Source organism: Duganella sp. Root336D2 (assembly GCF_001425005.1).
Lineage (GTDB): Bacteria > Pseudomonadota > Gammaproteobacteria > Burkholderiales > Burkholderiaceae_D > Rugamonas.
This window is the reverse complement of record NZ_LMDB01000036.1, coordinates 304,350-328,008: the sequence shown is the minus strand read 5'-3', so window position 1 is coordinate 328,008 and position 23,659 is coordinate 304,350. Positions and strand designations below refer to the sequence as shown.

Sequence of the window (23,659 nt, the reverse complement as noted above, 5' to 3'; positions counted from 1 at the left end):
ATAGCGATTTGACAGTATTTCCCGGCATTTTGCGAATGATGGTGGCGGCAAGGCTGCATCGCTCCGCTTTTTTGCCCCCGCTGCCGGGGTTTGAGTGCAAAATGAGCCTGTGCCAACATCAACCGCCCGTCAGATTTTCCGCAAGCTGTATCGCATGATACTGCTGCCCTCTTTCACGCTGGTTTTGCTGGTGATCATGTGGGCCGACGTCTTCTACCAGGTCAGGCAGGACGCCGAAAGCGCGCATTACGACGCCGTGCAGCACAGCCACTCGCTGGCGCGCACGCTGGCCGAACACTCCGGCCACCTGCTGCGCCAGGCCGACCACGCGACCCAGCTTTTCAAGCTCAAATTCGAAGAAACCAACGGCGCCCTGCGCCTGCCTGAATTCAGCAAACGTGGTGGCTTGCTGGACTCCGTCATGCCGGCCCGCCTCGAATTGCCGATCGCCCTGATCGACGCCAACGGCAAGCTGCTGGACAGCATGCACGGCGCCTTCCCGGCCAACTCCGCCAACCAGGGATTCTTCAAGGCCCTGTCCACCACCGCCGCCGACGCGGCCCTGGTCACCAATCCGATGGTGGAACCGATTACGAAAAAGTGGCAGATCCAGATCGCACGCCGGCTGGACGACAGGGCCGGCAAGTTTGCCGGCGTCATCGTGCTGATGATCGATCCGGCCTATTTTGTCGAGGATTACGATCGCCTGCATGTGGACGAAGGCGGCCTGGTCATGCTGATCAGCCGCGACACCGCCCTGGCCACTGGCCGGGTTGATGAAAAGCTGTTCATCACGGATACCATCGACTATGTGGCGCCGTCCGATCCGGTCAACCTGCCGGAAGAACTGCTGCTCAAGACGCCGATCGACAAGACCGAGCGCATCTACGGCTTCCGCGACATGCCGCGCTATTCGCTGACCGCCGTGGTGGGCGACGCCAAGGAGCACGCGCTGGCCAAGTACTACAGCCAGCGGCGCCTTTATTTTGGCGTTACCGCCATCGTCTCGGTCGTGGTGCTGGTCTTCAGCTTGCTGCTGACGCAGCAGGCGCAGCGACTGCGTGTAAGCACCCGCGAGGCGACATATGCGCGCGAAAAGCTGCACGCCGCAGTCGACGCCAGCCTTGACGCCCTGTTCCTGATCAAGGCTTGCCGCGCCGGCGGCAACAACAGCGAAATCACGGACTTCATCCTGGTCGACGTGAACGAGCGCGGTGCGCGCGTCCTCGGCCACGCCGCCGATGAAGCGCTCGGCAAGCGCATGGGGGATATGCTGCCGCATTGGCATAGCGAAGGCCTGTTCGACAAATGCCTTGGCGTGATGCGCACCGGCGAACCACTGGAAGAAGAATTCGAATCGACTGTCTTCGGCGAGCAGCTCTGGCTGCGGCACCAGATCGTCGCCATCGAGGACGGAGTCGCTGTCACGGCGCGTAACATCACCGAGCGCAAACGTTCCGAAATGGCGGTGCGCCAGAACCAGGCGGAGCTGCAGGCCGTCAACGACGCCTCACCCCTTGGCCTGGTGCGCGCCGACAAGGATGGCAAATGCAGCTATGTCAACCGGACCTTTGAAGCGATTACCGGCATGTCGCGCGAAACGGCCCTGGGCGACGGCTGGTTCAATGCCGTTCATCCCAACGACCGCGACATGCTGCGCGCATCGCTGCGCCACCTGAATACCACGCAGCAGGCTTTCCAGGAAACGCTGCGCTGCGTGCATCCGGACGGAAAAGTCGTCTGGACCTCGATCAAAGTGGCGCCGATCGTGATCGACGCTGCGATTGCAGGTTATGTCGGCACGCTGGACGACATCACGCTGGTGCGAAAATCAGTGATGGCGCTGCGCGAGAGCGAAGCGCGCCTGCGCACCATCGCCGACACGCTGCCGGCCATGATCGCCTACGTCGATTTCGAGGAAATCTACCGCTTCCACAACCTTGCGTATGAACGCGAATTCAGCAAGACCGGCCTGCAAGTGACGGGGCGCACGGTGCAGGAGACTGTAGGCGACAAGCGCTACGCCATGCTGCAGCCCTATATCGCCCGTGTCCTGCGCGGCGAAACCCTGACCTTCGAGGAGGAGGACGACAACGGCGACTACCTGCGCACCTACGACGTCGTCTACATTCCCCAGTTTGACGAAGATGGCATCACCGTGATCGGCTTCCACGTGATGCGCCAGGACGTGACGGCGCAAAAGCGCGAGAAACAGCGCTTGTTGCGCCTGTCGCAGGTCGATGCGCTGACCGGGCTGACCAACCGCGCCGGCTTCCTGCAAAAGCTGAACGAAACCATGGTGGCATGCCGCGAAAGCGGCGGCCTGATGGCGGTGATGTACCTGGACATCGACCGCTTCAAGCCGGTCAACGATACGTATGGCCATGCTGTCGGCGATGCGCTGCTGAAGGCATTTTCAGCGCGCCTGTCGAATACCGTGCGCGCCAGCGATACCGTGGCGCGGCTGGGCGGGGATGAATTCACCATCATCATGGACCACATCTCCAAGCCCGACGATGCCGCCGTGACAGCCATGAAAATCGTGAACGCCATGCAGCAGCCGTTCGAGCTGGATGGCATCCTGGCCAATGTCTCGACCAGCATCGGCCTGACTTATTACCGCGACGAGGAAGTCAGCCCGGCGGAATTGCTGAAACGGGCCGACCTGCTCTTGTACGAGGCCAAGCAGGCCGGCCGCAACACTTTCCGCAGCGCCCTGCCGTTGCCGGAAATGCGCTCCCCGAACGCGGCCTGACCGGGATCAAGGCATTCGCCTGCCGTTTGCGCTATATTTGCGCTTCCCTCGCCCTGCTTTACATTTCATGCGCCTGCTGCACACTTCCGACTGGCACCTTGGCCAGTCGCTGCATAATTTTGACCGACACTACGAGCACCAGCGTTTCCTGGACTGGCTGCTGGATACCATCGTGTCCGAACAAGCCGATGCCCTGCTGGTGGCCGGCGATATTTTTGATAACGCCAATCCATCGGCGGCCTCGCAGCGCCAGCTTTACACCTTCCTGCAGCAGGCCCGCGCCCGCGCGCCGCAGCTCGATATTGTCGTTATTGCAGGCAACCACGATTCGCCAGGCCGCCTCGAAGCTCCCGGTCCCTTGCTGGAAGTTCACGGCACCACCGTGATCGGCTACCCGCACCGCGATGCCGACGGCAGTCTCGCCATCGAGCGCATGCTGGTGCCGCTGACCGGTAAGGACGGTGCCACCGCCGCCTGGGTGCTTGCAGTTCCCTTCCTGCGCCATGGGGACGTGCCACGGCTGGCGCCGCAGGAAGCCGCAGACGGCGAAGATGCGGCGCCGCAGGCCGATCCCTACCTCGCCGGTATTGCGGACCTGTACCGCCAGGCTTTGGAACTGGCAGGCAGCCGCGCCTCCCAAAGCCAGGCCATTGTCGCCATGGGCCACTGCCATATGGTCAACGGCACCATGTCGGCCGAATCCGAACGCCGCATCGTGATCGGCGGCACGGAGATGCTCCCAACCGGCATTTTCCCGCCGCCTATCGCCTACGCGGCCCTGGGCCACCTGCACCTTGCCCAGCAAGTTGGCCCGCACGCCCATATCCGCTACTGCGGCAGCCCGATTCCCCTCTCATTTGCCGAAACCAGCTACACGCACCAGGTCCTGCGCATTGACCTGCAAGGCGCACAGGTCGGCGAAATCACGGCCCTGCCGGTGCCGCGTGCGGTGCAATTGCTGCGCGTGCCGGAAAAACCGGCGCCGCTGCAGGAAGTGAAAACCGCCCTGGCCGCGCTGGAACTGCCGGACGTCCCGCTGGAACAGCAGCCGCTGCTCGAAGTTCGCATCAGGCTCGCCGCGCCGGAGCCCGGTTTGCGCGCAGCCATCGAAGAAGCCCTGCAAGGCAAACCGGTACGTCTGGCGAAAATCGAAACATCCAGCGCGGCCCGCGCATCCTTTGAGGAGGCCGCGCTGTCGCTCGACCAGTTGGCCACTCTGCAGCCGGACGACATTTTCAAGCGCCTTTACCAGCTGCGTTACGGTACCGAAGCGCCGCCCGAACAACTGGCCGCCTTTGCGGAACTGGTGCGTCCATGAGGATCCTGCGCATCTCCGGCATGAACCTTGCCTCGCTGGCCGACCAGTTCTCGGTCGACTTCACCGCCCAACCGTTGTCCGACGCCGGCCTGTTTGCGATCAGCGGTCCAACCGGCGCCGGGAAAAGCACCCTGCTCGACGCCCTCTGCCTGGCGCTGTACGACGACACGCCACGCCTTCACAAGGCTGAAGGCAAAACACCGGATGTCGGCGACCCGGTCTCCTCGCAGGACCCGCGCACCTTGCTGCGCCGCGGCGCCGCCGAAGGCTGGGCTGAAGTCGACTTCGTCGGCAACGACGGCGAGTCCTATCGCGCGCGCTGGAGCGTGCGGCGCGCCCGCACCAAGGCTACAGGCGCCTTGCAGCCAAGCGCGATGACGCTGCAAAAACTGCCGGGCCAGCAGCCACTGGGCCATAAGAAAACTGAAGTCATGGCCGAGATCGTGCAGCGTATCGGTTTGACCTTCGACCAGTTCACGCGCGCCGTCCTGCTGGCGCAGAACGAGTTCTCCGCCTTCCTCAAGGCTAGGGACGACGAGCGCGGCACCCTGCTCGAAACCCTGACCGGCAGCGGCATTTACAGCGAGATTTCAAAGCGAGCCTTTGAACGCTGGCGCGCCGAAGAGCTGGAATTGAAAACACTGAGCGCCGGCCTGGCAAACCAGCAACCGCTGTCGGCGGAGCAGCGCGCCGACATCCTCGCCCAGTCCGACGCCGCCGAAGCAGCGCTGCACGCCTCGGCACAGCGCCTTGGCGCACTGGAAGCCGAGCTGCGCTGGCACCAGCAAGCCGAACGCCTGGCCGCGGCAGTGCAGCAGGCGCGCGAGCATTTACAACAGCGGCGGCATGAAGCCGACGCCGCCGCGCCGCGTCGTGCCCTGCTGGCGCAGCTGGATGCGGTGCAGCCGGCACGCGCACTGGACGACGAGGTAGTGCGGCTTGCGGCCGAACGCGCCGCCACCCAATCCGCGATTTCGATCGCAGAGCAGGAATCCGAACGTACCCGCCTGGCGCTGGCAGTCCTGGCCGGCGACGTCCAGCAGGCCGGCGCTGCGCTGGCCGCAGCAGAAGATGCGCAGCAAGCTGCAGCGCCACTGCTGGACCAGGCAAAAGCACTCGATACGCGCCTGGAATCGTTGCAGTCCGCCTTCGGCCAGGCCGCCAGCGCCCGCGACGCGGCAGCCCAGTCCGACGCTGCCGCCCAGGCCGCCCTGGCCGCGCGTGAAGCGCAACAAACGGCCCTCGCCGACGAACAGCAGTCATCCGTGCAATGGCTGGCCGCGCACCAACACTGGTCGGCCGTGGCGCGCGACTGGGCGCGCTGGGACGTCCTGTTTGCGCAAGCCAGCCAACAGGCCGACCGTGCCGAAAAACACTCGCAGTCCTTGGCCGCCGTGCAGCAGGCAGCGACCCGCCAGCGTCAGGACGAAGTGCACGCCCGCAACAGCCTGGATGCAGCCAGCGAGCGCCTGCGCCAGGCCGAATTCCAGCGCGAACAAGCTGCGAAAGCGCTGGCCGGCATTGACGCCGACAGCCATGCGCAGCAACGGCAACGACTCGACCAGTGCCGCGCGCTGCTGGCCGATGCCAGCGCCGCCTGGCAAGAACTGGCGCAACTCGGCACGCGCCGGCTGGATCTGGCGACACGCTGCACGTCGCTGCAAACGGCCCGCGACAGCGCCGAGGCGGAAGTCGCCGCCGCCCGCCAGGCCAACCTTGCACTCGTCGCCGCCTCGACCCAGGCCGAGCGCTCGCTGAAGCTGGCAGAAGCCGCCACCGGCGAGAACGTCGAAAAGCTGCGCGCAGCGTTGCAGGACGATGCCCCCTGCCCCGTATGCGGATCGCACGCGCATCCCTACCGCAACGAAGACGGCCCGCTGCACGCCATGCTGGCGCAATTGCAAGCCGAAGTGCACGATTGCCGCGACAGGCTGCAACGCAATATGAAGCATGAGGCCGAGCAGCAGGCCCGCCTGCAATCCAGCGTCGAGCAATTGGCAGCGATCGGCGTCGAACAGCACAGCATCAGCAATGCCCTCGCCGCCACCGAGGCGCGCTGGCAAGCTGCACACACGGCCCTGGCCGCACACGGCGGCCAGGCTGCCGCCGGCGGCGACGTCCCGGCCTGGCTGGCGGCGCAAGCCGACGCGCTGCAGGCGGCGTTACGCGCACTTGAGGGCCAGGAGCACTCCCAACGCCAGGCTAGCCGCACCCGCGAAGTGGCGCAAACCGCATGCGAGCAAGCGGCAGCCGAGTGCAGCCGCCAGCAGCAAGCCTTGTCCACCGCCCAAGCCGCCCTGGCTCAGTCGGAAGCGCAGCATCAAGCCCTGGACCAGCAGCGCATCGACACCGCACTGCAAATTGCCAACCTGCTCGACCAGCTTGACGCGCCGCTGGCGCGCACCGGCTGGCAGGACGAATGGAAGGAAAGTCCGGCGCGCTTCCACGAACAGCGCACGCGCGAAAGCAGGCAGTGGCTGGCGCAGCGCCAGTCGGCGGACGAGCGCACTGCCGCCATTGCCGCCATCGCCATCGAACTCCAGGCCTTGCGCGCCGCCCGGGAACGCAGCGCAGCCGATGCCCGCGCAACCCAAGCCGCCGCCGATGCCGCCCGCGCTGCGCGCGACGCTGCAGCAGCCGAACGCCAGGGGCTATGGCAAGGCCGCCCTGTGCGCGAGGTGGAGGCCGAACTGCGCGCGGCGGTCGACGCCGCCCGCGCCGCACTGCAGATGCGCCAGGAGTCGGCACAGCATGCCGCCCAGCAGCGCACCCGCGCCGATGAAGCCCTCGCACAGGCCAGGCTGCGCCTCGCAGCGCTCGATACCGCTGCGAAAAGCGCTTCCACGCGCCTGCATGCCTGGCTCAAAGACCACCAGTCGCTTGGCATCGAAAGCCTGGACACGCTGCGCGCCCTGCTCGCCCACTCCCCGCAGGCGATGCGCGACGAGCGCAGCAGCATCCAGGCGCTCGACCAGGCCCTGGCCTCGGCCCAGGCCGTGCAGGCCGAGCGCGAAACCCAGCACGCCGAACACCTGGCAAGTGCGCCAGCCGGAGAACCAGGCAACGCCGGCGAGCTGGAACAGGCGCTGGCGGCACTGCAGGAAGAACGCAAGCAGGCCCAGGATCACGCCGCCGCCCTCAAGCTGCAACTGGCGCAGGACGACGCCCGCCGCAAGTCCGCCGAAGCGCTGCTGGCCGGCATCACCCGCCAACAGGAATCAGAGCGCCGCTGGGCACAGTTGAGTGAGCTGATTGGTTCCGCCGACGGCAAGAAGTTCCGCAACTACGCCCAGCAATTCACGCTGGACGTCTTGCTCGGCTATGCCAACGCCCACCTGTCGCAACTGGCGCCGCGCTACCAGCTCGAACGCATCGACAACCCCGCCCAGCCTTCGCTTGGCCTGCTGGTACGCGACCTGCACATGGGGGATGAAAAACGCTCGGTTCACTCGCTGTCCGGCGGTGAGTCGTTCCTGGTTTCGCTGGCCATGGCGCTCGGCCTGGCCTCGTTGTCGTCCAACCGCGTGCGCGTCGAATCGCTGTTCATCGACGAAGGTTTCGGCAGCCTGGATGCGGAGACCCTGCGCGTCGCAATGGACGCTCTGGATGGACTGCAGTCGATGGGAAGGAAGGTGGGAGTGATCTCCCACGTACAGGAAATGACCGAACGGATCGCCACCAGGATCGTGGTGCAGCCGGCTGCCAACGGCCGCAGCGCAGTGTCAGTCAGCTAAACGCCAGGTACGCTGGTCCTGTTCGGCGCGCACCATTTCCCAACCGAGTTCACGGCGGATCTGCTGCGGGTCGGGCAAAGGACGGCGTTCTTGCTGGCGCGACTGCAGCCAGCTGCGCACTGCTTCCTTGCTCGGTTGCTTCGACTTATCCATCGTAAACCTCCATCGGCATGACGGTCACTCCTTCAACGCAGGAACTGGCCGGCAGTTGACGGAATACGCCAGCCAATTTGTTATGATGTGTAAATGGGAATCGGCGCCATTCAATCGTCAAGCACCTATGCGCCGCAGGCCAGCGCACCTGCGCGCAGCGCCACGCGCAGTGAAAGCACCCAGGCAGCCCAGCTGCAATATTCCCCCGAAGACCAGGCAAAAATCGACCAGCTCAAGACGCGCGACCTCAAGGTCCGCCAGCATGAGCAAGCCCACCTTGCCGCAGCGGGCAGCCTTGCCACCTCCGGCGCCACTTATACATACCAGCGCGGCCCGGACGGCGTGAATTACGCCGTTGGCGGCGAGGTCAATATCGACACCTCGCCCGGCCGCACGCCGGAAGAAACCATCGCCAAAGCACGCCAGGTGCAGGCGGCAGCCCTGGCGCCTGCCGATCCTTCCGGCCAGGACCGCAGCGTGGCCGCCAGCGCCGGCCAGATGGCCCTGCAAGCCCAGGCCGAGATTTCAGCAAAGCAACAACAAGTCCAGCGCGGATACAGCCTTTCCGAAAAGCAATCTACGATCGATATCTTGGCCTGATAAAATCGTCCTTTTGCCCGGAGTCCTGGCCATGTTCCTGAAAGCCCCACGCACCCTCACTTTCAAATGCGCGAAATGCAGCAAAGCGGTTAAAGTTGCATTGCAGAAAACATCTGCGTGCTCGCACATAACGCCGTACTATGGTGTCTGTACCTGTGGCGAAGTGAAGCTGCACGCCACCGGCGCCCCGGAAGCCGTCAAGTCCTATCTCGAATCGAACGGTTTGTGGACTCATCATCATTGATAAAGCTCAAGAAATTCGGAAACTTGCCGTATCAGGGGTAGTGCCCCTAAAGGTTGCCTATCATGAACCCACTGAATTCCATCGGCCCACGCCAGTACCAGAACACTTCCACATCCCCGGCCACCTCGCAGGCGGAAAGCAAGCCTTCGCGCGCCAACGCGGTGAGGGATGTGAATGCGGATAGCGCGGTTTCCTTGTCCAGCAATGCCGTCGACCTGCAAAAACGCGTCGACCAGCTGGGCAACCGGACTGTCGACATGGCACAGGACCTGATCGGCAGCTTTGCAAAAAGTTTGCTCGGCGACAACGCCAAGGGGGCCAAGATCTCCTTCGACTCCGTGGCACTGGAATCGAACGCCAGCTTCGCCGCCGGCGCCCTGCATGCCGAAGGTGCCGATGGCGTGACTGACGCTTTCGGTTTCAGCCTGAGCGAAAATTCCCATTTCCTCGGCAAAGGCACCATCACGACCGCCGACGGCCGCAAGCTGAGCTTTGAAGTGGAAATCCAGTATGAAGCCACCATGAGCGCCGGCGCGGCATCCAGTGTGCCTGGGCGCCGCCAGGACCAGGCCGGGCAGAATCCGGCCATGCCGCTGCCGGAAGTGGAATTCCCGGATATCGACTTCCCCGGCAGCCTGGCCGACCTGTTCCGCCTGATGGACCGCAATATCAGCGCCACCCTCAAGCAGCAGGACGAACAAGGCCAGGAAAGCGATGCCGGCAACCTGACCATGCGCCTGCTCAAGCTGGTCGATTCCGAATCGTCGCTGGACACTTACCTGCCGGCCAACGCCAGCGAGAAAGCCAAGGCCTACGGCCGCCTGCAATCCGAACCTGGCCAGGCTGCCGAACTGGCGCACGCCGCCAAAGCCGCCCGTGACGGCGAGATCGACCCGCCAAGCGAGGAAACCGATCCAGCGGCGACCGATATCGCCCCGCCTGCACCGGCAATCGCCCCGGCGCCAGAGGAACCGCCAGCCGCCTGAGCGCGCGTATAATGACAGCCTCCTGATTTGAAATTCGGGGTCAGGTCTGGCAATCGGACATTTTGTCCGATTGCCAGACCTGACCCCGAATTTCTTCGTTTACACATTGGCCACTATGCAAGAAATCTACTGGACAGAACAAGGCGAGCCGCGCTCCGCGCGCTGGCATTCCGAATCGGGCAACCCGCCGCCCAAGCGCGTGCAGGTTGCCGACGACACCATGAACGCCGACGTCGCTTACCGCCTCGCCTGCGAAGGCACTGCCCTGCTGTGGCGCGGCGATTTCCACAACGCGCGCCAATTGCTGCAAGCGCTGGCCCGCCGCGCCGACCCTAAGAAGGCCAAAGGCGGCAAGGGCCGTAAGGCCGCCGCCGCCAAATCGCCGACTGGCCCTACCGAAGCCTTCCACCTGCACCGCCAGGCCCAGTCGCAGCGCGCCCGCACCCTGGCCATGCTGTTGATTCCCTTCGAACCCGGCTACCGCATTCCCCTGCGCCGTGCACCCGACGTCGCGCAGGCTTGCAATGAGGCTTACGGCCGCGGCGAAGATGCCTTCGTGATTTCCCTGCGCGAACTGCAAGGCCTGATCGGCGCCCACGAGTGGCGCAAGGCCGGCGTGCCGGTGGCAGCGCTGGGCGAACGCATCCACCCGCATTACGGGGTGTTCTCGCCGGTGCGCGGCGAATACGTGCAACTGGTGGCCGATGCCCCGCTGCCGAAAGGGGCTGCGGAACTGGCCTTCGATATCGGCGCCGGCACCGGCGTGCTGTCCGCCGTGCTGGCCAAGCGCGGTGTGAAGCGCGTGGTCGCCACCGATATGGACCGCCGCGCCCTGAGTTGTGCGCGCGACAACCTGTCCCGCCTGATGCTGGACGGCCAGGTGGAATTGCTGGCAGCGGACCTGTTCCCGCCTGGCCAGGCGCCGCTGGTGGTCTGTAACCCGCCATGGGTGCCCGCCCGTCCGAATTCCTCGGTTGAGCACGCGGTCTACGACCCCGACAGCCGCATGCTGCGCGGCTTCCTGTCCGGCCTGAAGGCACACCTCGCACCGCAAGGCGAAGGCTGGCTGATCCTGTCCGACCTGGCCGAGCACCTCGGCCTGCGGTCGCGCGCGGAACTGGAAGCATGGATCGCTGCCGCCGGCCTGAAGGTACTGGGCCGCCTTGACGCCCGCCCAGTCCACCCGAAAGCCGGCGACGCCAGCGATCCCCTGCATGAAGCGCGCTCGGCAGAGACCACTTCACTGTGGCGTTTGGGAATCGCATAAATCGACCTTGCGGAAGTAAGAAGTGCGAGCTATAATGCTTGCCTCAGACGCGGGGTGGAGCAGTCTGGCAGCTCGTCGGGCTCATAACCCGAAGGTCACAGGTTCAAATCCTGTCCCCGCAACCAGATTCAAAAAGCCGTTGCCCATGCAACGGCTTTTTTCATTTCCGGGTGCACCAATGCGGATAATTCCTTACCTTGCAGCCCTGCCCCTGCTGGCGGCATGCGCGACGCCCGCCAATTCGCCCGACCTCCTCGCCCAAAAGCTAAGCGCCGACATCCTGGCCAGCAGTAGCGCCACGCTGACGCTGGAAAAATGGTGCGCCGACCACGCCATGGCCGCAGCACCGAAAGTCGTGGCCCGCCTGGTGCGCGGGAACAGCAAAGCCGCCAGCGCCGAAACGCTTGCCCGGTTGGGCGTGCCCGTCACAGACATCAAATACCGCCGCGTGCAGCTTTACTGCGGCAGCCACCTGTTCTCGGAGGCGGACAACTGGTATGTCCCAAGCCGCCTGACGCCCGAAATGAACCGCCTGCTGGACGAAACCGACACGCCATTCGGCAAGGTGGTGCAACCCTTGGCGCCATATCGCCGCACATTCTCCAGCACCATGCTGCTGTCGCCAACCGCGCTGTTCGAACACGCTGCAGTGCTGTACTCCTCGTCCCACCTGCCCATTGCCGAAGTGCGCGAGACCTACCAGCGCGGCACCCTCGCCTTTTTGTAATCGAACTGTCACAATTGCACGCGACAAGAACAGCAGGAGCAACGCGTGAACGACGAAACAAAGAAGGTGACCCCAGACCTGCCGGCCAGCCCGGCGCGCCGCCGCATTTTCCAGGCGGCCGGTGCGGCCGGCCTTGCAGCCAGCCTGCCCGGCGTGACTGCCGCCCCGGCCTCGAAGGCAACCCAGCCGGCCAGGGCTGCCTCACTGGACGACAAGCTGCAGGCCAACATCCGGAACGTGGTGGTGATCTACCTCGAGAATCGCAGCTTCAACAACCTGTTTGCCGACTTTCCTGGCCTGGCATCGCCGATGTCGGCCCTGAAGCCAGCCGACTACCAGCAGCGCGACTACGACGGCAGCATCCTGCCGACATTGCCGAAAGTCTGGGGCGGCCTGGTGCCGGTGCCGCAGGATATCGCCGGCAAACGCTATGAACTGAAAGAAGACCAGCTTAGCGGCCTGCCCAACGCGCCGTTCAAGCTGGTCGACGCCGAAGGCAAGCCGCTGCCGGAATCCGTCATCACGCGCGACTTGTGGCACCTGTTCTACCAGAACCAGATGCAGATCAACGGCGGCAAGAACGACAGCTTCGTCGCCTGGGGCAATACCGGCGGCATGGTCATGGGCTACTACAGCGAGATGGAAAAGAACCTCGGCTTGTGGCAGGTGGCGCGCCAGTACACGCTGTGCGACAACTTCTTCATGGCGGCCTTCGGCGGCTCTTACCTGAACCACCAGTTCCTGGTCTCCGGCCGCTGCCCGGTCTACCCGGACGCCGCCAACAGCCCTGCCAAGCGCAAGATCGCCGTGTTGTCCGATGGTCCGACCGGCCGCACCCTGGCGCTTGATCCAAAGAGCCCGAAATCGGCAATGGAAGGCCGGCCGCACTACGTCAACGACGGCGCCATCACGCCCGACGGATTCGCCGTCAACACCATGGCTCCGCCTTACCAGCCAAGCTGGGTGCGCCCGGCGCCGGGCGGCGATCCACTGCACGCCAATGCGGAAGACCCGAGCTACCTGCCGCCGCAGACGTATGACACCATCGGCGACCTGCTGTCGCGCAAAGGGGTAAGCTGGGCGTGGTATGGCGGCGCTTTCCAGGCCGCGCTGGACCACAAGGGCGGCGGCACCAAGCCGAACTTCCAATACCACCACCAGCCGCTGAACTATTTCAAACAGTTCGCCCCTGGCACCGCCGCACGCTCCGCCCACATCCGCGATGGCGGCCTGGGTGACAGCCCGATCTCGAACAAATTCCTGGCCGACGTGGTGGCGGGCAAGCTGCCTGCGGTGAGCTTCTACAAGCCGCAGGGCAACCTGAACCTGCACGCCGGCTACTCGGATATCGAATCGGGCGACCAGCACATCGTCAACGTCCTGCAGCACCTGAAGAAATCGCCGCAGTGGGAAAACATGGTGGTGGTGGTGGCCTTCGACGAAAACGGCGGCTGGTGGGACCACGTGGCGCCGCCGACGGGCGACCGCTGGGGTCCCGGCTCGCGCATCCCTGCGATTATCGTGTCGCCGTTCGCCAAGAAGTCCACCGTGGACCACAGCTTCTACGACACCACCTCGATCCTGCGCTTCATCACCCGCCTGCATGGCCTGCCATTGCTGGAGGGCCTGGCCGAGCGCAATAAGGCCTTCGCCGAGCGCGGTGCTCTGCCGCCGGGCGACCTGACGGGAGCCCTCGCCTTCCGTTGAGATGGTTGCCCGTGATACAATCCTCCGGTTCTAAAAAGGAAGCCCGACTGATTCAGCCGGGCTTTTGTTTTCTGCGACGGATAATGAGAGATAAAAAAGACAACGCGACAATCGACCTGCCAGGCTTCGAGCCTGCCGAGCCGATGACGGCGGAAGCCAGGCTTCCCCCGCCGCCGCGCGTACGCCGCTCTCCGCGCAAACAGGAACAACTTGAACTGCTGGGCGAACTCGGGCCAACCGACGCCAGCGGCCTGCCGATCTGGCAAAATGATCCCAACCTGGACCTCACCGGCCTGCCCATCTGGCGGCAGGACTAAAAAATGACCTCTTTCGCCACCCTGCCACTGTCCGAAAAACTCCTTGCCAACCTGGACTCGCTGGGCTACCGCGAAATGACCAAGATCCAGGCGCAAAGCCTTCCATCGATCATCGAAGGCCGCGACCTCATTGCGCAAGCCAAGACCGGCAGCGGCAAGACCGCAGCATTCGGCATCGGCATGCTGTGCAACCTGAATACCGCCTGGTTCGCAGTACAAAGCCTGGTGCTCTGTCCTACCCGCGAGCTGGCCGACCAGGTGGCCAACGAATTGCGCCGCCTGGCGCGCTGCGTGCCCAACGTGAAGGTGGTGGTGCTGACCGGCGGCACGCCGATGCGCCCGCAAATCGCCTCGCTGGAATTCGGCGCCCACATTGTGGTGGGCACGCCGGGCCGCGTACGCGACCACTTGTCGCGCGAATCGCTCGACCTGTCCAATGTGCGCACCCTGGTGCTGGACGAAGCGGACCGCATGACGGACATGGGCTTCTACGACGAAATCGCCGGCATCGTGCGCGCCTGTCCCAAGCGCCGCCAGACCCTGCTGTTCTCCGCCACCTATCCGGACGACATTCGCCAGGCCACCGAAGCCTTCCTGGCCGATCCGGTCGAAGTGACGGTGGAAGCACAGCACAGCGGCGGCCAGATCGAGCAGCGTTTTTACGAGATCGGCTTCGACCAGCGCGACAAGGCCGTCGGCAAGCTGCTCAAGCACTACCAGCCGGCTTCCGCCATCGTCTTCTGCAACACCAAGGTACACTGCAAGGAATTGCTGGATGAACTGCACGCGGAAGGCTTCTCGGCGCTGGCCCTGTACGGCGAACTGGAACAGCGCGAGCGCGATGAAGTCCTGGTGCTGTTCTCCAACCGCAGCTGCTCGATCCTGATCGCCACCGACGTCGCCGCCCGCGGCCTCGATATCGCCAACCTGGCAGCGGTGATCAATGCCGACGTGTCGCGCGACACCGAAGTCCACATCCACCGCATCGGCCGCACCGGCCGCGGCGGCGAGAAAGGCCTGTCGCTGACCCTGTGCGCCCCGAACGAGAAGAAGTGGGTCAAGCTAATCGAGGAGTACCAGGGCGCCCCCGTCGAATGGCACGATTTCAAGGGGCTGGCCGAAGACGAATTCGTGAACGCCGAACCGGCGCCGATGCTGACGCTGTGCATCTCCGGCGGCAAGAAGGAAAAGCTGCGCGCCGGTGACGTGCTGGGCGCGCTGTGCGGCGACGGCGGCCTGACCAAGGAACAAGTCGGCAAGATCAACGTCACCGAATTCCAGACCTACGTCGCACTCGACCGCCGCATCGCCCACGACGCCTTCGACCGCCTGAAGGCCGCCAGCACCATCAAGGGAGGCGACTTCGGCAGCTTCAAAGGCCGCAACTTCAAGATGCGCTTTATCGAAGTCTAACAATGTCCACTTTGGGGTCAGGAACAAAAGTGGACATTCCTAACGGAAATGCCCACTTTGCTTCCTGACCCCGAAGTGGACATTCAGGGGCGGATCGAGACGCTGGCGGGGAATTGTGGTGCGCGGCGCACCATCGTCGCCTGCTCGAATGCGTAAGCCATGCCGATCAAGGCCGTTTCGCTGAATGCCGTGCCGACAAAGGACAGGCCGATCGGCAAGCCGCGCACATAACCTGCCGGCACCGTGATGTGCGGATATCCCGCTACCGCCGCAGGCGAAGAGAAACTCTTGCCATAGTGGTCGCCGTTGATGAAGTCCGTCAGCCATGCGGTGCCGTCGGTCGGCGCGACCAGCGCGTCCAGTTCGTGCGCTTTCAGCACCAGGTCGATGCCCTCTTCCCGCGAGTAGCGGCGGTTGTTGGCCAGCGCATCCTGGTAGGCCTGGCTGTCGAGGCCCGGCTTGGCTTCGGCGCGTTCCAGGTACTCCTGGCCGAAATACGGCATCTCCTGTTTGGCATTCTGCCGGTTGAAAGCGATCAGGTCGGCCATGTTCCTGACCTTCGCGTTCGGCGCATAGTCGCGCAGGTAGGCCGCCAGGTCGGCCTTGAATTCGTGCAGCAGCACTTCGGTTTCGCTGTCGCCGTATTTTTCCGTGTTCGGCACCTGCACATCGACCAGGATTGCACCCTGCGCCTTCAGCGCTTCGAGCGCCTTCTCGATTTCGGCATCGACACCATCGCTGCCGCCGAAGAAATTGCGGGCAACGCCGAGGCGCTTGCCGCGCAGGGCGTCGCGCTTCAGGGCGGCCGAATAATCAGCCGCCTTGCCGGCGCCATCCTGCGTCGCCGGATCGCTAGCGTCAACGCCTGCCATTGCGGCCAGCATCAGCGCCGCGTCCGAAACGCTGCGCGCCATGGGGCCGGCCGTGTCTTGCGAATGGGCGATTGGTATGATGCCGCTGCGGCTTACCAGCCCAATGGTCGGCTTGATGCCCACCAGGCCGCAGATCGATGCGGGCGACACGATCGAGCCGTCGGTCTCGGTGCCGACAGCCAGCGTCGCCAGGCCGGCTGCAATCGCAGCGCCGGAACCGGAACTGGAGCCGCTGCAGTTGCGGTCCAGGGAATAAGGGTTGCGCGTCAGGCCGCCGCGCGCGCTCCAGCCGCTGACCGAATGGTTCGAGCGCATATTCGCCCATTCGCTCAAATTGGTCTTGCCGATGATGACCGCGCCGGCCGCGCGCAAGCGCGCCGCCACGTGGGAGTCGCGCGCCGCCCGCACGCCGGCCAGCGCCAGCGATCCGGCGGTGGTGCTCATACGGTCAGCTGTCGCGATATTGTCTTTCAGGAGTACAGGAATGCCGTGCAGCGGGCCGCGCACACGGCGCTGGTGGCGCTCACGATCCATCTCGCGCGCGATCTTCAGCGCTTCCGGATTGATCTCGATGATGGAATTGATGCGGGGGCCGGACTTGTCGATCGTATTGATGCGCGACAGGTACTGCGAGGTCAGTGCGTGCGAGGTCAGCTTATTGGCGGACATCAGCTCTTGCTGATGCTGGACTCCGGCATCGAGCACGGACGGCACTGCGGCCTGCGTACGCGGCAAACTGGCCGCCCCGCCGGCAGCCAACCCCAACTTCACGAACCCCCTTCGATCCATCTGGTACGCCCTCAATCAAGAAAAGCACAAACCAGTAGAATACCAGCAGTTTGCAAGTAATTAATACTGCCGAAAAGCAAAAAAGCCCGCTTGCGCGGGCTTCGTATTGCGTAATTGCAACAAACAGCTGCAATCAGCCGCGAACGACCTTCTTGAACTCGTGGGTACGGGTGTCGATCTCGACCACGTCGTCTTGCGACACGAACAGTGGCACCTGGATCGAGAAGTTACGGCCTTCGATGGCGTTTTCCAGTTTCGCTTCCTTGGTCACGTTACCGGAGGTGTTGCCTTTGACAGCTGGCTCCGAGTAAATGATCTGGCGTGCGATGGTGGTTGGCAGTTCAACCGAGATTGCCTTGCCGTCGTAGAAGACAGCTTCGCATTCCATACCGTCTTTCAGGTAGTTGACGGCTTCGCCCATGTTCTCTTCTTCGATTTCGAACTGGTTGTACTCTTCGTCCATGAAGACGAACAGTGGGTCAGCGAAGTACGAGTAGGTCACTGGCTTCTTGTCCAGAACAACCACGTCGAACTTGTCGTCGCCGCGGAACACGTTTTCCAGCGGGGAGCCGGTCAGCAGGTTCTTCATCTTCCATTTGTAGGTGAAGCCAGTGCGGGACGAGCCGTTGACGTCGGAACGCAGAACGATGAATGGCTTGTCTTCAACCATGATGATGTTGCCGACACGAATCTCTTTTGCGAATTTCATAGCGAATATATACCGGTTAAGGGGAGTTGCAGTAACCGCGCATTATAGCACGGGGTTCTAATGTGTTACCTGAGCGATGCACAAAATTTAGTCAAATTCGTGGCCAGATCGCCGTTGGCCAGGATTTTCTGTTGCCATTGTGACGACTTTGCCGAAATTTCAGGCATTGCCGCTGCGAGGGCTTTCCACAAGGCTGGCCAGTCGCCTACGCCTGCGCCGGCGCCGTTCCAGCACAGCGAGAACTCATCGAACGCGCTGCCGGCCGCATATCGCTGCAGGAAAGCGCGCAGCTTCTTATGGTGCAGGTTTTCATCCTGCGCGTAAATGTGCCAGATGAAGGATTTCCCAGCCCATTGCGCCCTCACCCAGGAATCTTCGCCGCGCACAAAATTCAGGTCGCAGGACCACAGCAGCCTGTCGTAATCCTGCTGCGGCACGAACGGCAATACGCGCACCGTCAGCGCGCCTTCGCTGCGCGCCGCGCCAGGCAGTGCTGGCTGGCCGAGGAAGGTTGCGACGGCGTCGCTCGCCACACCCTCCGGCACCAGGCAAGCCACCGGCTGCCCGCCATCGCGCCACGCCGCGAACAACGCGGCGACCGGGGCGTATGGATAACAGAAAAGCGATACCTTGATTGCCGCCGCTTCGGCGTCCGTTACACCCAGCGACGACAGGAATGCCGATACGGCAGCGGGATCGGAGACATAGGCGCGGCGCGCAACCTCAAGCCCCTCTTCGTACAAGAGCCCGCCAGTCCTTTCGGTAAAGCCCGGGAAGAAGAAGTACTTCGTCAGCGGCAGGCGCGGATGTTTGGATGGCAAGCTGTGGCAGCCCTCCACCCACTCTTCCGCGCTCAGGCCCTCGAGGTTCAGCCACACCGGCCGCTCCGGCCGCTGCGCCATCGCAGCGATATAGCCAGGCGGGATGTCGCAAGCGAAGAATTCAATCACGATGTCGGCCACGTCGTCCGGCGTGAATTCGCCATCCTGCGCAGCCCAATGGCGCACGGTGATGCCCTCGACCAGCTGCAGCCCTGCCGTCACATCGACCTGCGGACACATGCGCTGGAATGAACGCAAGTCATCGACCCACAGCGTGACGGCGATGCCATGCTCGCGCTGCAGTTGGCGCGAGAGGCGCCAGCAGATGCCGATGTCGCCGAAGTTATCGACAACTTTGCAAAATAGATGGAGGGACAAGCTGGATGTCATAAGCCGGAAAATGAAAAAGCCGCACTAGGCGGCTTCATTCTAATCTGTGGCGTCCCCACGGGGATTCGAACCCCGGTACTCACCGTGAAAGGGTGATGTCCTAGGCCTCTAGACGATGGGGACCCTGGACTTGCACTGCGCTTTTGAAATGACTTGGCGTCCCCACGGGGATTCGAACCCCGGTACTCACCGTGAAAGGGTGATGTCCTAGGCCTCTAGACGATGGGGACGTCGTAAAAGCGTGCGCGAATTATATCAGCGTGCAAGCCTCATTTCAAGGGCGCAACTGCGAAGTGTTCGGTGCGGTTTGCATTCACATAATGTGACTCCGCCGACATCATCCCCACCAGCACGAGAATCGCCAGTGGCGGCAAGGTGATTGCGAAGATCAGCGCCAGCCTCTCCCACTTCATGTGCATGAAGACGGCAACGATAAAGCCGGCTTTCAGCGCCATCAACACCAGGATCAGCGACCAGCGCAACAAACCCTGCAAGTGGAAGAAGTCCACCAGGTATGAGAAGAAGCTCAATACGAACAGCAGGATCCAGACTTTGACGTAGGTTCCTATCGGGTGCTGTTGATGTGCTGCGGTAGCTTCGGACATGGCGGCCTCCTACCAGAGATAGAACAATGCAAAGATGAATACCCAGACAAGGTCGACAAAGTGCCAATACAGCCCGGTGATCTCGACGATGTCATAACCCTTTTTCTCGTAATGCCCGTTCAGCACGCGCCGCGCGATGATCGACAGATAGATCACGCCCGCCGACACGTGCAGCCCGTGGAAGCCGGTAATCATGAAGAAGCATGAGCCGAATTGCGCCGCACCCATCGGATTGCCCCATGGCCGCACGCCCTCGTGTATCAGCTTGCTCCATTCAAAAGCCTGCATGCCGACGAACAGCAAACCAAAGCCCGCCGTCGCCAGCATCAAGGCCGCCGCCATCTTGCGGTTGCGCTGGTAGCCGTAGTTGACCGCCATCGCCATCGTGCCGCTGCTGGTAATCAGCACGAAGGTCATGATCGCAATCAGGATCAGCGGATAGCTGGTGCCGGCGATCGTGAGCGAGAAAACTTCGCTGGGATTCGGCCACGCCGCGGTGGTGGCCATGCGGACCGACATATAGCCGGTGAGGAAGGTGCCGAAGATGAAGGTGTCGCTAAGCAGGAAGATCCACATCATCGCCTTGCCCCACGGGACGCGGAATGCGACGCGGTCGCCCGCCCAGTCGGAGACAAAGCCTTTCAAATCGTTGGTGCCGGTATCCATACCTCACCTCACTGGAATGCCTATCGTTGTGCAGAAGGCCCTGACCAGTTCCGGCGTCACCAGGTAGAGCAAGGCAAACACCGCCAGCCAGAGGACAAACAGGAAATGCCAGTACCGTGCGCACAGGCCGATCGCCTGCCCTGCCCTGCGCACGGCGAACGCGCCCGCCACCATGCCGCCCATCACGTGCAGCGCATGCAGGCCGGTGATCAGGTAAAAGAAGCTGTTGGCAGGATTCGCAGCCACGCCGTAGTCAGCGGCCATCATCGCCTGCCAGGCGTTGAACTGGCACAGCACAAACACGGCCGACAGCAGCAACGCGCCAATCGAAGCGCTGCGCGCTGCCTCGCGCCGGCCGGCAGCGACATGGCGCCGCGCCAATTCCCAGCTCAGGCTGCACAGCACCAGCAGCCCGGTGCTTCCGTAAAGCTGCCATGGCACGTAAGCGATGGGGCGCCAGTCCTCATAGGCGGCGCGCATCATGTACGCTACGCCGAACAGTCCAAACAGGGTGGTGACCACCGCCATGAAGACCCACAATCCGATGCGGCGCGCATCCTGCGGATTGCGTTGGCCGCCATCGCCGCCGGGTAGTCCGGGAATCCTGCCGCCAGCCCTCAACGCAGCATCGGCGCTCATTTCGGCACCTCCACCGGATCATGATGGGTCATGCGCGCCTTGGGATGCGGCGGCGGGGCATGCGGATCCGGGCCGTACTCCGGCCCTGCATTCTGCGGGATGTAATCGCCGCCAGCGCCAGGGCCGTCGACACCATATTCATAGGCCCCGCGGTGCACGGATGGCAGCTCAGGCCCCCAGTTGCCGTGTTCGGGCGGGGTTTGCGGGGTGTACCACTCAAGGCTGGCCGCGCGCCACGGATTCCCGCCCGCGACCGCGCCCTTGCGCGCACTCCACGCCAGGTTGAACAGGAACAGCAATTGCGCCACGCCGACAATCAGCGCCACCACCGAGATAAAGGCATTCAGCGTATGCGCCGATTCGGGGATGAAGGCGTAATTCTCGTAAGCGTAATAACGGCGCGGCATGCCGAGGATGCCGAGGTAATGCATCGGGAAGAAGATCGCATAGGCGCCGATGAAGGTGATCCAGAAGTGCGCCTGCCCCAGCGTTTCGCTGTACATTCGGCCGGTCACTTTCGGGTACCAGTGATACAGCCCGCCGAACACCGCCAGCACCGGCGACACGCCCATCACCATATGGAAGTGCGCCACCACGAAGTAGGTATTCGACAGCGGGATATCTACGCTGACGTTACCAAGGAACAGGCCAGTCAGCCCGCCAATCAGGAAGGTGCTGATAAAGCCCAATGCAAACAGCATCGGCACCGTCAAATGGATGTCGCCGCGCCACAGGGTCAGGGTCCAGTTATAGACTTTCAGCGCAGTCGGCACGGCAATGATCAGGGTCGTGGTGGCGAAGAAGAAGCCGAACCAAGGATGCATGCCGCTGACGTACATATGGTGCGCCCACACCACGAAACTCAAGGCGCCGATGATCACGATGGCCCACACCATCATGCGGTAGCCGAAGATGCACTTGCGGGCGTGTACGCTGATCAGATCGGAGATCACGCCGAAGGCCGGCAAGGCGACGATGTACACCTCCGGGTGGCCGAAGAACCAGAACAGGTGCTGGAACAGCAGCGGGCTGCCGCCCTTGTAGTCAAGCTGCTGGCCCATCGACACCAGGGCCGGCATGAAGAAGCTGGTGTGCAGCGTCTTATCGAACAACATCATCACCGCGCTGACGAACAGTGCCGGGAATGCCAGCAGCGCCAGGATGGTGGCCACGTAAATGCCCCACACCGACAGCGGCATGCGCATCAGGGTCATGCCGCGCGTACGCGCCTGCAGCACCGTGGTCACATAGTTCAAGCCGCCCATGGTAGCCGCGACGATGAAGATCGCCAGCGAAACCAGCATGACGATAATGCCCCACTCAACGCCCGGCGTGCCCGGCAAGATCGCTTGCGGTGGATACAGCGTCCAGCCCGCGCCGGTCGGCCCGCCGGGCACGAAGAAGCTCACGCACAGCACCACAACCGCCAACAGGTAGAACCAGTAAGAGAGCATGTTCAGGAACGGGAACACCATGTCGCGCGCCCCGACCATCAGGGGAATCAGGTAATTGCCGAAGCCGCCGAGGAACAATGCCGTCAGCAGGTACACCACCATGATCATGCCGTGCATCGTGATGAACTGGTAATAGCTGTTCGGGTCGATGAACTGGAATTTTCCGGGGAAGCCAAGCTGCAGCCGCATCAGGTCCGACAGGATCAGGCCGACCGTGCCGATGAAGAGCGCCGTCAGCGTGTACTGGATCGCGATCACCTTGTGGTCCTGGCTCCAGACATATTTGGTCCAGAAGCTGGTCGGCGCGTGGTCGTGCCCATCATCGTGGTCGTGGCCGTGCTGTTCACCATAAGACATGCGAGGTCTCCTCAGCGTACCGTCTTGATGTAGTCGATCATTGCCGCCATTTCCTCATCGCTCAGCTGGTTGGGCGGCATGATGTTAGGGAAGCCCTTGACCACTTTGGCCTTGGGGTCGTTGATGGATTGCTTCAGGTAGGCCTCATCCACCGCCACGGTGGTGCCGCCTTCCAGCGCCTCCTGCTTGCCAAACAAACCTTTCCAGCTCGGGCCGACGCCCGGTGCGCCGTCAACGCTATGGCACGCCACGCAGCCTTTCGACTGCGCGATCAACCTGCCCTGCTTGCCCGGCTCCGCAGGTCCGCCGACACCACCCACCGCGCCATGGCCGCTGAAAGTTGGCTGCTTGGCCAGCCAGGCTTCGTAGACTGCCTGCTCCTCGACCACCACGGCACTGCGCATATTCGAGTGCCCCACTCCGCACAGCTGCGCGCACAGCACTTCGAAGCGCCCGGTTTGCGTCGGCGTGAGCCAGAACTGGGTCACCAGGCCCGGCACCATATTCATGCGGGTGCGGAACTGCGGCACGTAGAAATCGTGCAGCACATCCTGCGCACGCAACAGCACTTTCACCGGCTGGTCAAGCGGGATATGGATTTCACTACCGTCGACCAGCACATCGTCCTGCCCGGCCGGGTCCTGCGGATTGATGCCGAAAGGATTGGTGGCATTAATGAAGCGCACGTCCGTCGCGCCAAGCTTGCCGTCCTTGCCCGGCAGGCGGAAATGCCAATCCCACTGCTTGCCCATGACCTCAAACACGCTGGCGTTTGCCGGCGGGGAAATCAGCTTGGCATAAACGTTCAAGCCCGGTGCCAGCATCGCCACGATACCGAGCGAGGTGGCCCCGATCAGCCACCATTCCAGCTTGCGGTTATGCGATTCCGCCGCGGCACGATGGCCCTCGCGATGGCGGAACTTGACCACGGCGTAGGCGACAAACAGGTGAATGATGATGAAGAGGGCGGCGCAGATCACGAGTGTGATCATCAAAGCATCGTCCATCGCCTGCCAGTTGGAGGCTATGGGAGTCAGCCACCATGGGCTGAGCCAGTGAAAAATAATCGCGCCAAGAACAATCAGGATGAGGGAGATTGCCAACGCCATAATGATAAGCCCGGTTAGTTATGGGGA

The 23,659-nt window shown here is 63.1% G+C and carries 20 protein-coding genes and 3 tRNA genes; 12 read left to right on the top strand and 11 right to left on the bottom strand.

The genetic code is table 11. From position 1 onward, the window contains the following. Window positions 1–109: 109 nt before the first annotated feature. The 3 genes from ASD07_RS24090 (at window position 110) to ASD07_RS24080 (ending at window position 7,807) form a co-directional block, all read left to right on the top strand. The gene (locus tag ASD07_RS24090) at window positions 110–2,755 is read left to right on the top strand and encodes a diguanylate cyclase domain-containing protein (RefSeq protein ID WP_229207271.1); all 2,646 of its coding nucleotides are present in this window, start codon (window positions 110–112) and stop codon (window positions 2,753–2,755) included. Between the two features lie 67 nt (window positions 2,756–2,822). Next, entirely contained in the window at window positions 2,823–4,073 is a 1,251-nt protein-coding gene (locus ASD07_RS24085) for an exonuclease SbcCD subunit D C-terminal domain-containing protein (RefSeq protein WP_055936204.1), read from the top strand. Next, window positions 4,070–7,807 carry an AAA family ATPase gene (locus tag ASD07_RS24080; RefSeq protein ID WP_055936201.1) on the top strand — a complete coding sequence of 1,246 codons (3,738 nt, stop codon included), beginning with the start codon at window positions 4,070–4,072 and terminating at the stop codon, window positions 7,805–7,807. Before ASD07_RS24085 ends, ASD07_RS24080 begins: the two co-directional genes overlap by 4 nt. Here ASD07_RS24080 and ASD07_RS31490 read toward each other — a convergent pair. Further along, entirely contained in the window at window positions 7,796–7,960 is a 165-nt protein-coding gene (locus tag ASD07_RS31490) for a hypothetical protein (RefSeq protein WP_200953851.1), read from the bottom strand. The genes ASD07_RS24080 and ASD07_RS31490 overlap by 12 nt on opposite strands. 93 nt (window positions 7,961–8,053) lie before the next feature. On the opposite strand from ASD07_RS31490, the gene ASD07_RS24075 reads away from it, so the two are divergent. From ASD07_RS24075 to dbpA, 9 genes are all read left to right on the top strand, one after another. Then, a complete protein-coding gene (locus ASD07_RS24075; RefSeq protein WP_055936198.1) occupies window positions 8,054–8,560 on the top strand; it encodes a putative metalloprotease CJM1_0395 family protein in 507 nt (168 codons plus the stop codon). Between the two features lie 31 nt (window positions 8,561–8,591). Beyond that, the gene (locus tag ASD07_RS30425; RefSeq protein ID WP_200953850.1) at window positions 8,592–8,804 is read left to right on the top strand and encodes a hypothetical protein; all 213 of its coding nucleotides are present in this window, start codon (window positions 8,592–8,594) and stop codon (window positions 8,802–8,804) included. 62 nt (window positions 8,805–8,866) lie between these two features. Then, window positions 8,867–9,790, top strand: a complete 924-nt coding sequence (locus ASD07_RS24070) for a hypothetical protein (RefSeq protein WP_055936195.1) — start codon at window positions 8,867–8,869, stop codon at window positions 9,788–9,790. A gap of 115 nt (window positions 9,791–9,905) precedes the next feature. Continuing rightward, complete coding sequence (locus ASD07_RS24065; RefSeq protein WP_055936447.1) at window positions 9,906–11,057, top strand: class I SAM-dependent methyltransferase; 1,152 nt, start codon at window positions 9,906–9,908, stop codon at window positions 11,055–11,057. 48 nt (window positions 11,058–11,105) lie between these two features. Then, a tRNA-Met gene (locus ASD07_RS24060) sits at window positions 11,106–11,182 on the top strand. A 53-nt stretch (window positions 11,183–11,235) separates the two neighbouring features. Then, on the top strand, window positions 11,236–11,784 hold the full coding sequence (locus ASD07_RS24055; RefSeq protein WP_055936191.1) for a hypothetical protein: 549 nt from the start codon (window positions 11,236–11,238) through the stop codon (window positions 11,782–11,784). A gap of 45 nt (window positions 11,785–11,829) precedes the next feature. Further along, window positions 11,830–13,491 carry an acid phosphatase gene (locus ASD07_RS24050; RefSeq protein ID WP_055936186.1) on the top strand — a complete coding sequence of 554 codons (1,662 nt, stop codon included), beginning with the start codon at window positions 11,830–11,832 and terminating at the stop codon, window positions 13,489–13,491. An 83-nt stretch (window positions 13,492–13,574) separates the two neighbouring features. Next, window positions 13,575–13,808 (top strand): hypothetical protein, encoded by a 234-nt coding sequence (locus ASD07_RS24045; RefSeq protein ID WP_055936184.1) that lies wholly within the window; start codon window positions 13,575–13,577, stop codon window positions 13,806–13,808. Window positions 13,809–13,811: 3 nt separating this feature from the next. Continuing rightward, window positions 13,812–15,221: an ATP-dependent RNA helicase DbpA gene (gene dbpA, locus ASD07_RS24040; RefSeq protein ID WP_055936181.1), complete on the top strand. Its 1,410-nt coding sequence runs from the start codon at window positions 13,812–13,814 to the stop codon at window positions 15,219–15,221. A gap of 83 nt (window positions 15,222–15,304) precedes the next feature. On the opposite strand, the gene ASD07_RS24035 is transcribed toward dbpA, so the two are convergent. The 10 genes from ASD07_RS24035 to ASD07_RS23990 all read right to left on the bottom strand — a co-directional run bounded on the left by ASD07_RS24035 (window position 15,305) and on the right by ASD07_RS23990 (window position 23,632). Continuing rightward, window positions 15,305–16,882, bottom strand: coding sequence for an amidase (locus tag ASD07_RS24035; RefSeq protein ID WP_055936177.1), 1,578 nt, complete (start codon window positions 16,880–16,882; stop codon window positions 15,305–15,307). Window positions 16,883–17,015: 133 nt separating this feature from the next. Beyond that, window positions 17,016–17,591 carry an elongation factor P gene (locus tag ASD07_RS24030; RefSeq protein WP_055936174.1) on the bottom strand — a complete coding sequence of 192 codons (576 nt, stop codon included), beginning with the start codon at window positions 17,589–17,591 and terminating at the stop codon, window positions 17,016–17,018. 65 nt (window positions 17,592–17,656) lie between these two features. After that, window positions 17,657–18,802 (bottom strand): elongation factor P maturation arginine rhamnosyltransferase EarP, encoded by a 1,146-nt coding sequence (gene earP, locus ASD07_RS24025; RefSeq protein ID WP_055936171.1) that lies wholly within the window; start codon window positions 18,800–18,802, stop codon window positions 17,657–17,659. A 47-nt stretch (window positions 18,803–18,849) separates the two neighbouring features. Further along, window positions 18,850–18,925: transfer RNA gene (locus tag ASD07_RS24020), tRNA-Glu, on the bottom strand. A 31-nt stretch (window positions 18,926–18,956) separates the two neighbouring features. Continuing rightward, window positions 18,957–19,032, bottom strand: a tRNA-Glu gene (locus ASD07_RS24015). Between the two features lie 39 nt (window positions 19,033–19,071). After that, entirely contained in the window at window positions 19,072–19,407 is a 336-nt protein-coding gene (locus ASD07_RS24010) for a cytochrome C oxidase subunit IV family protein (protein WP_055936168.1), read from the bottom strand. Between the two features lie 9 nt (window positions 19,408–19,416). Next, window positions 19,417–20,073 carry a heme-copper oxidase subunit III family protein gene (locus tag ASD07_RS24005; protein ID WP_055936165.1) on the bottom strand — a complete coding sequence of 219 codons (657 nt, stop codon included), beginning with the start codon at window positions 20,071–20,073 and terminating at the stop codon, window positions 19,417–19,419. A gap of 3 nt (window positions 20,074–20,076) precedes the next feature. Then, entirely contained in the window at window positions 20,077–20,712 is a 636-nt protein-coding gene (locus ASD07_RS24000) for a cytochrome c oxidase subunit 3 (protein ID WP_156398161.1), read from the bottom strand. After that, window positions 20,709–22,523, bottom strand: a complete 1,815-nt coding sequence (ctaD, locus tag ASD07_RS23995; protein ID WP_055936162.1) for a cytochrome c oxidase subunit I — start codon at window positions 22,521–22,523, stop codon at window positions 20,709–20,711. The genes ASD07_RS24000 and ctaD overlap by 4 nt, the downstream gene beginning before the upstream one ends. Before the next feature lie 11 nt (window positions 22,524–22,534). After that, entirely contained in the window at window positions 22,535–23,632 is a 1,098-nt protein-coding gene (locus ASD07_RS23990; RefSeq protein WP_055936159.1) for a cytochrome c oxidase subunit II, read from the bottom strand. Window positions 23,633–23,659 lie beyond the last annotated feature (27 nt).

Bases quoted from the DNA above. Each gene is read 5' to 3' on its own strand.
- ASD07_RS24085 (WP_055936204.1), top strand. From the start codon at position 2,823: ATGCGCCTGCTGCACACTTCCGACTGGCACCTTGGCCAGTCGCTGCAT.
- ASD07_RS24080 (WP_055936201.1), top strand. From the start codon at position 4,070: ATGAGGATCCTGCGCATCTCCGGCATGAACCTTGCCTCGCTGGCCGAC.
- ASD07_RS31490 (WP_200953851.1), bottom strand. From the start codon at position 7,960: ATGGATAAGTCGAAGCAACCGAGCAAGGAAGCAGTGCGCAGCTGGCTG.
- ASD07_RS24075 (WP_055936198.1), top strand. From the start codon at position 8,054: ATGGGAATCGGCGCCATTCAATCGTCAAGCACCTATGCGCCGCAGGCC.
- ASD07_RS30425 (WP_200953850.1), top strand. From the start codon at position 8,592: ATGTTCCTGAAAGCCCCACGCACCCTCACTTTCAAATGCGCGAAATGC.
- ASD07_RS24070 (WP_055936195.1), top strand. From the start codon at position 8,867: ATGAACCCACTGAATTCCATCGGCCCACGCCAGTACCAGAACACTTCC.
- ASD07_RS24065 (WP_055936447.1), top strand. From the start codon at position 9,906: ATGCAAGAAATCTACTGGACAGAACAAGGCGAGCCGCGCTCCGCGCGC.
- ASD07_RS24055 (WP_055936191.1), top strand. From the start codon at position 11,236: ATGCGGATAATTCCTTACCTTGCAGCCCTGCCCCTGCTGGCGGCATGC.
- ASD07_RS24045 (WP_055936184.1), top strand. From the start codon at position 13,575: ATGAGAGATAAAAAAGACAACGCGACAATCGACCTGCCAGGCTTCGAG.
- dbpA (WP_055936181.1), top strand. From the start codon at position 13,812: ATGACCTCTTTCGCCACCCTGCCACTGTCCGAAAAACTCCTTGCCAAC.
- ASD07_RS24035 (WP_055936177.1), bottom strand. From the start codon at position 16,882: ATGGATCGAAGGGGGTTCGTGAAGTTGGGGTTGGCTGCCGGCGGGGCG.
- ASD07_RS24030 (WP_055936174.1), bottom strand. From the start codon at position 17,591: ATGAAATTCGCAAAAGAGATTCGTGTCGGCAACATCATCATGGTTGAA.
- earP (WP_055936171.1), bottom strand. From the start codon at position 18,802: ATGACATCCAGCTTGTCCCTCCATCTATTTTGCAAAGTTGTCGATAAC.
- ASD07_RS24010 (WP_055936168.1), bottom strand. From the start codon at position 19,407: ATGTCCGAAGCTACCGCAGCACATCAACAGCACCCGATAGGAACCTAC.
- ASD07_RS24005 (WP_055936165.1), bottom strand. From the start codon at position 20,073: ATGGATACCGGCACCAACGATTTGAAAGGCTTTGTCTCCGACTGGGCG.
- ASD07_RS24000 (WP_156398161.1), bottom strand. From the start codon at position 20,712: ATGAGCGCCGATGCTGCGTTGAGGGCTGGCGGCAGGATTCCCGGACTA.
- ctaD (WP_055936162.1), bottom strand. From the start codon at position 22,523: ATGTCTTATGGTGAACAGCACGGCCACGACCACGATGATGGGCACGAC.
- ASD07_RS23990 (WP_055936159.1), bottom strand. From the start codon at position 23,632: ATGGCGTTGGCAATCTCCCTCATCCTGATTGTTCTTGGCGCGATTATT.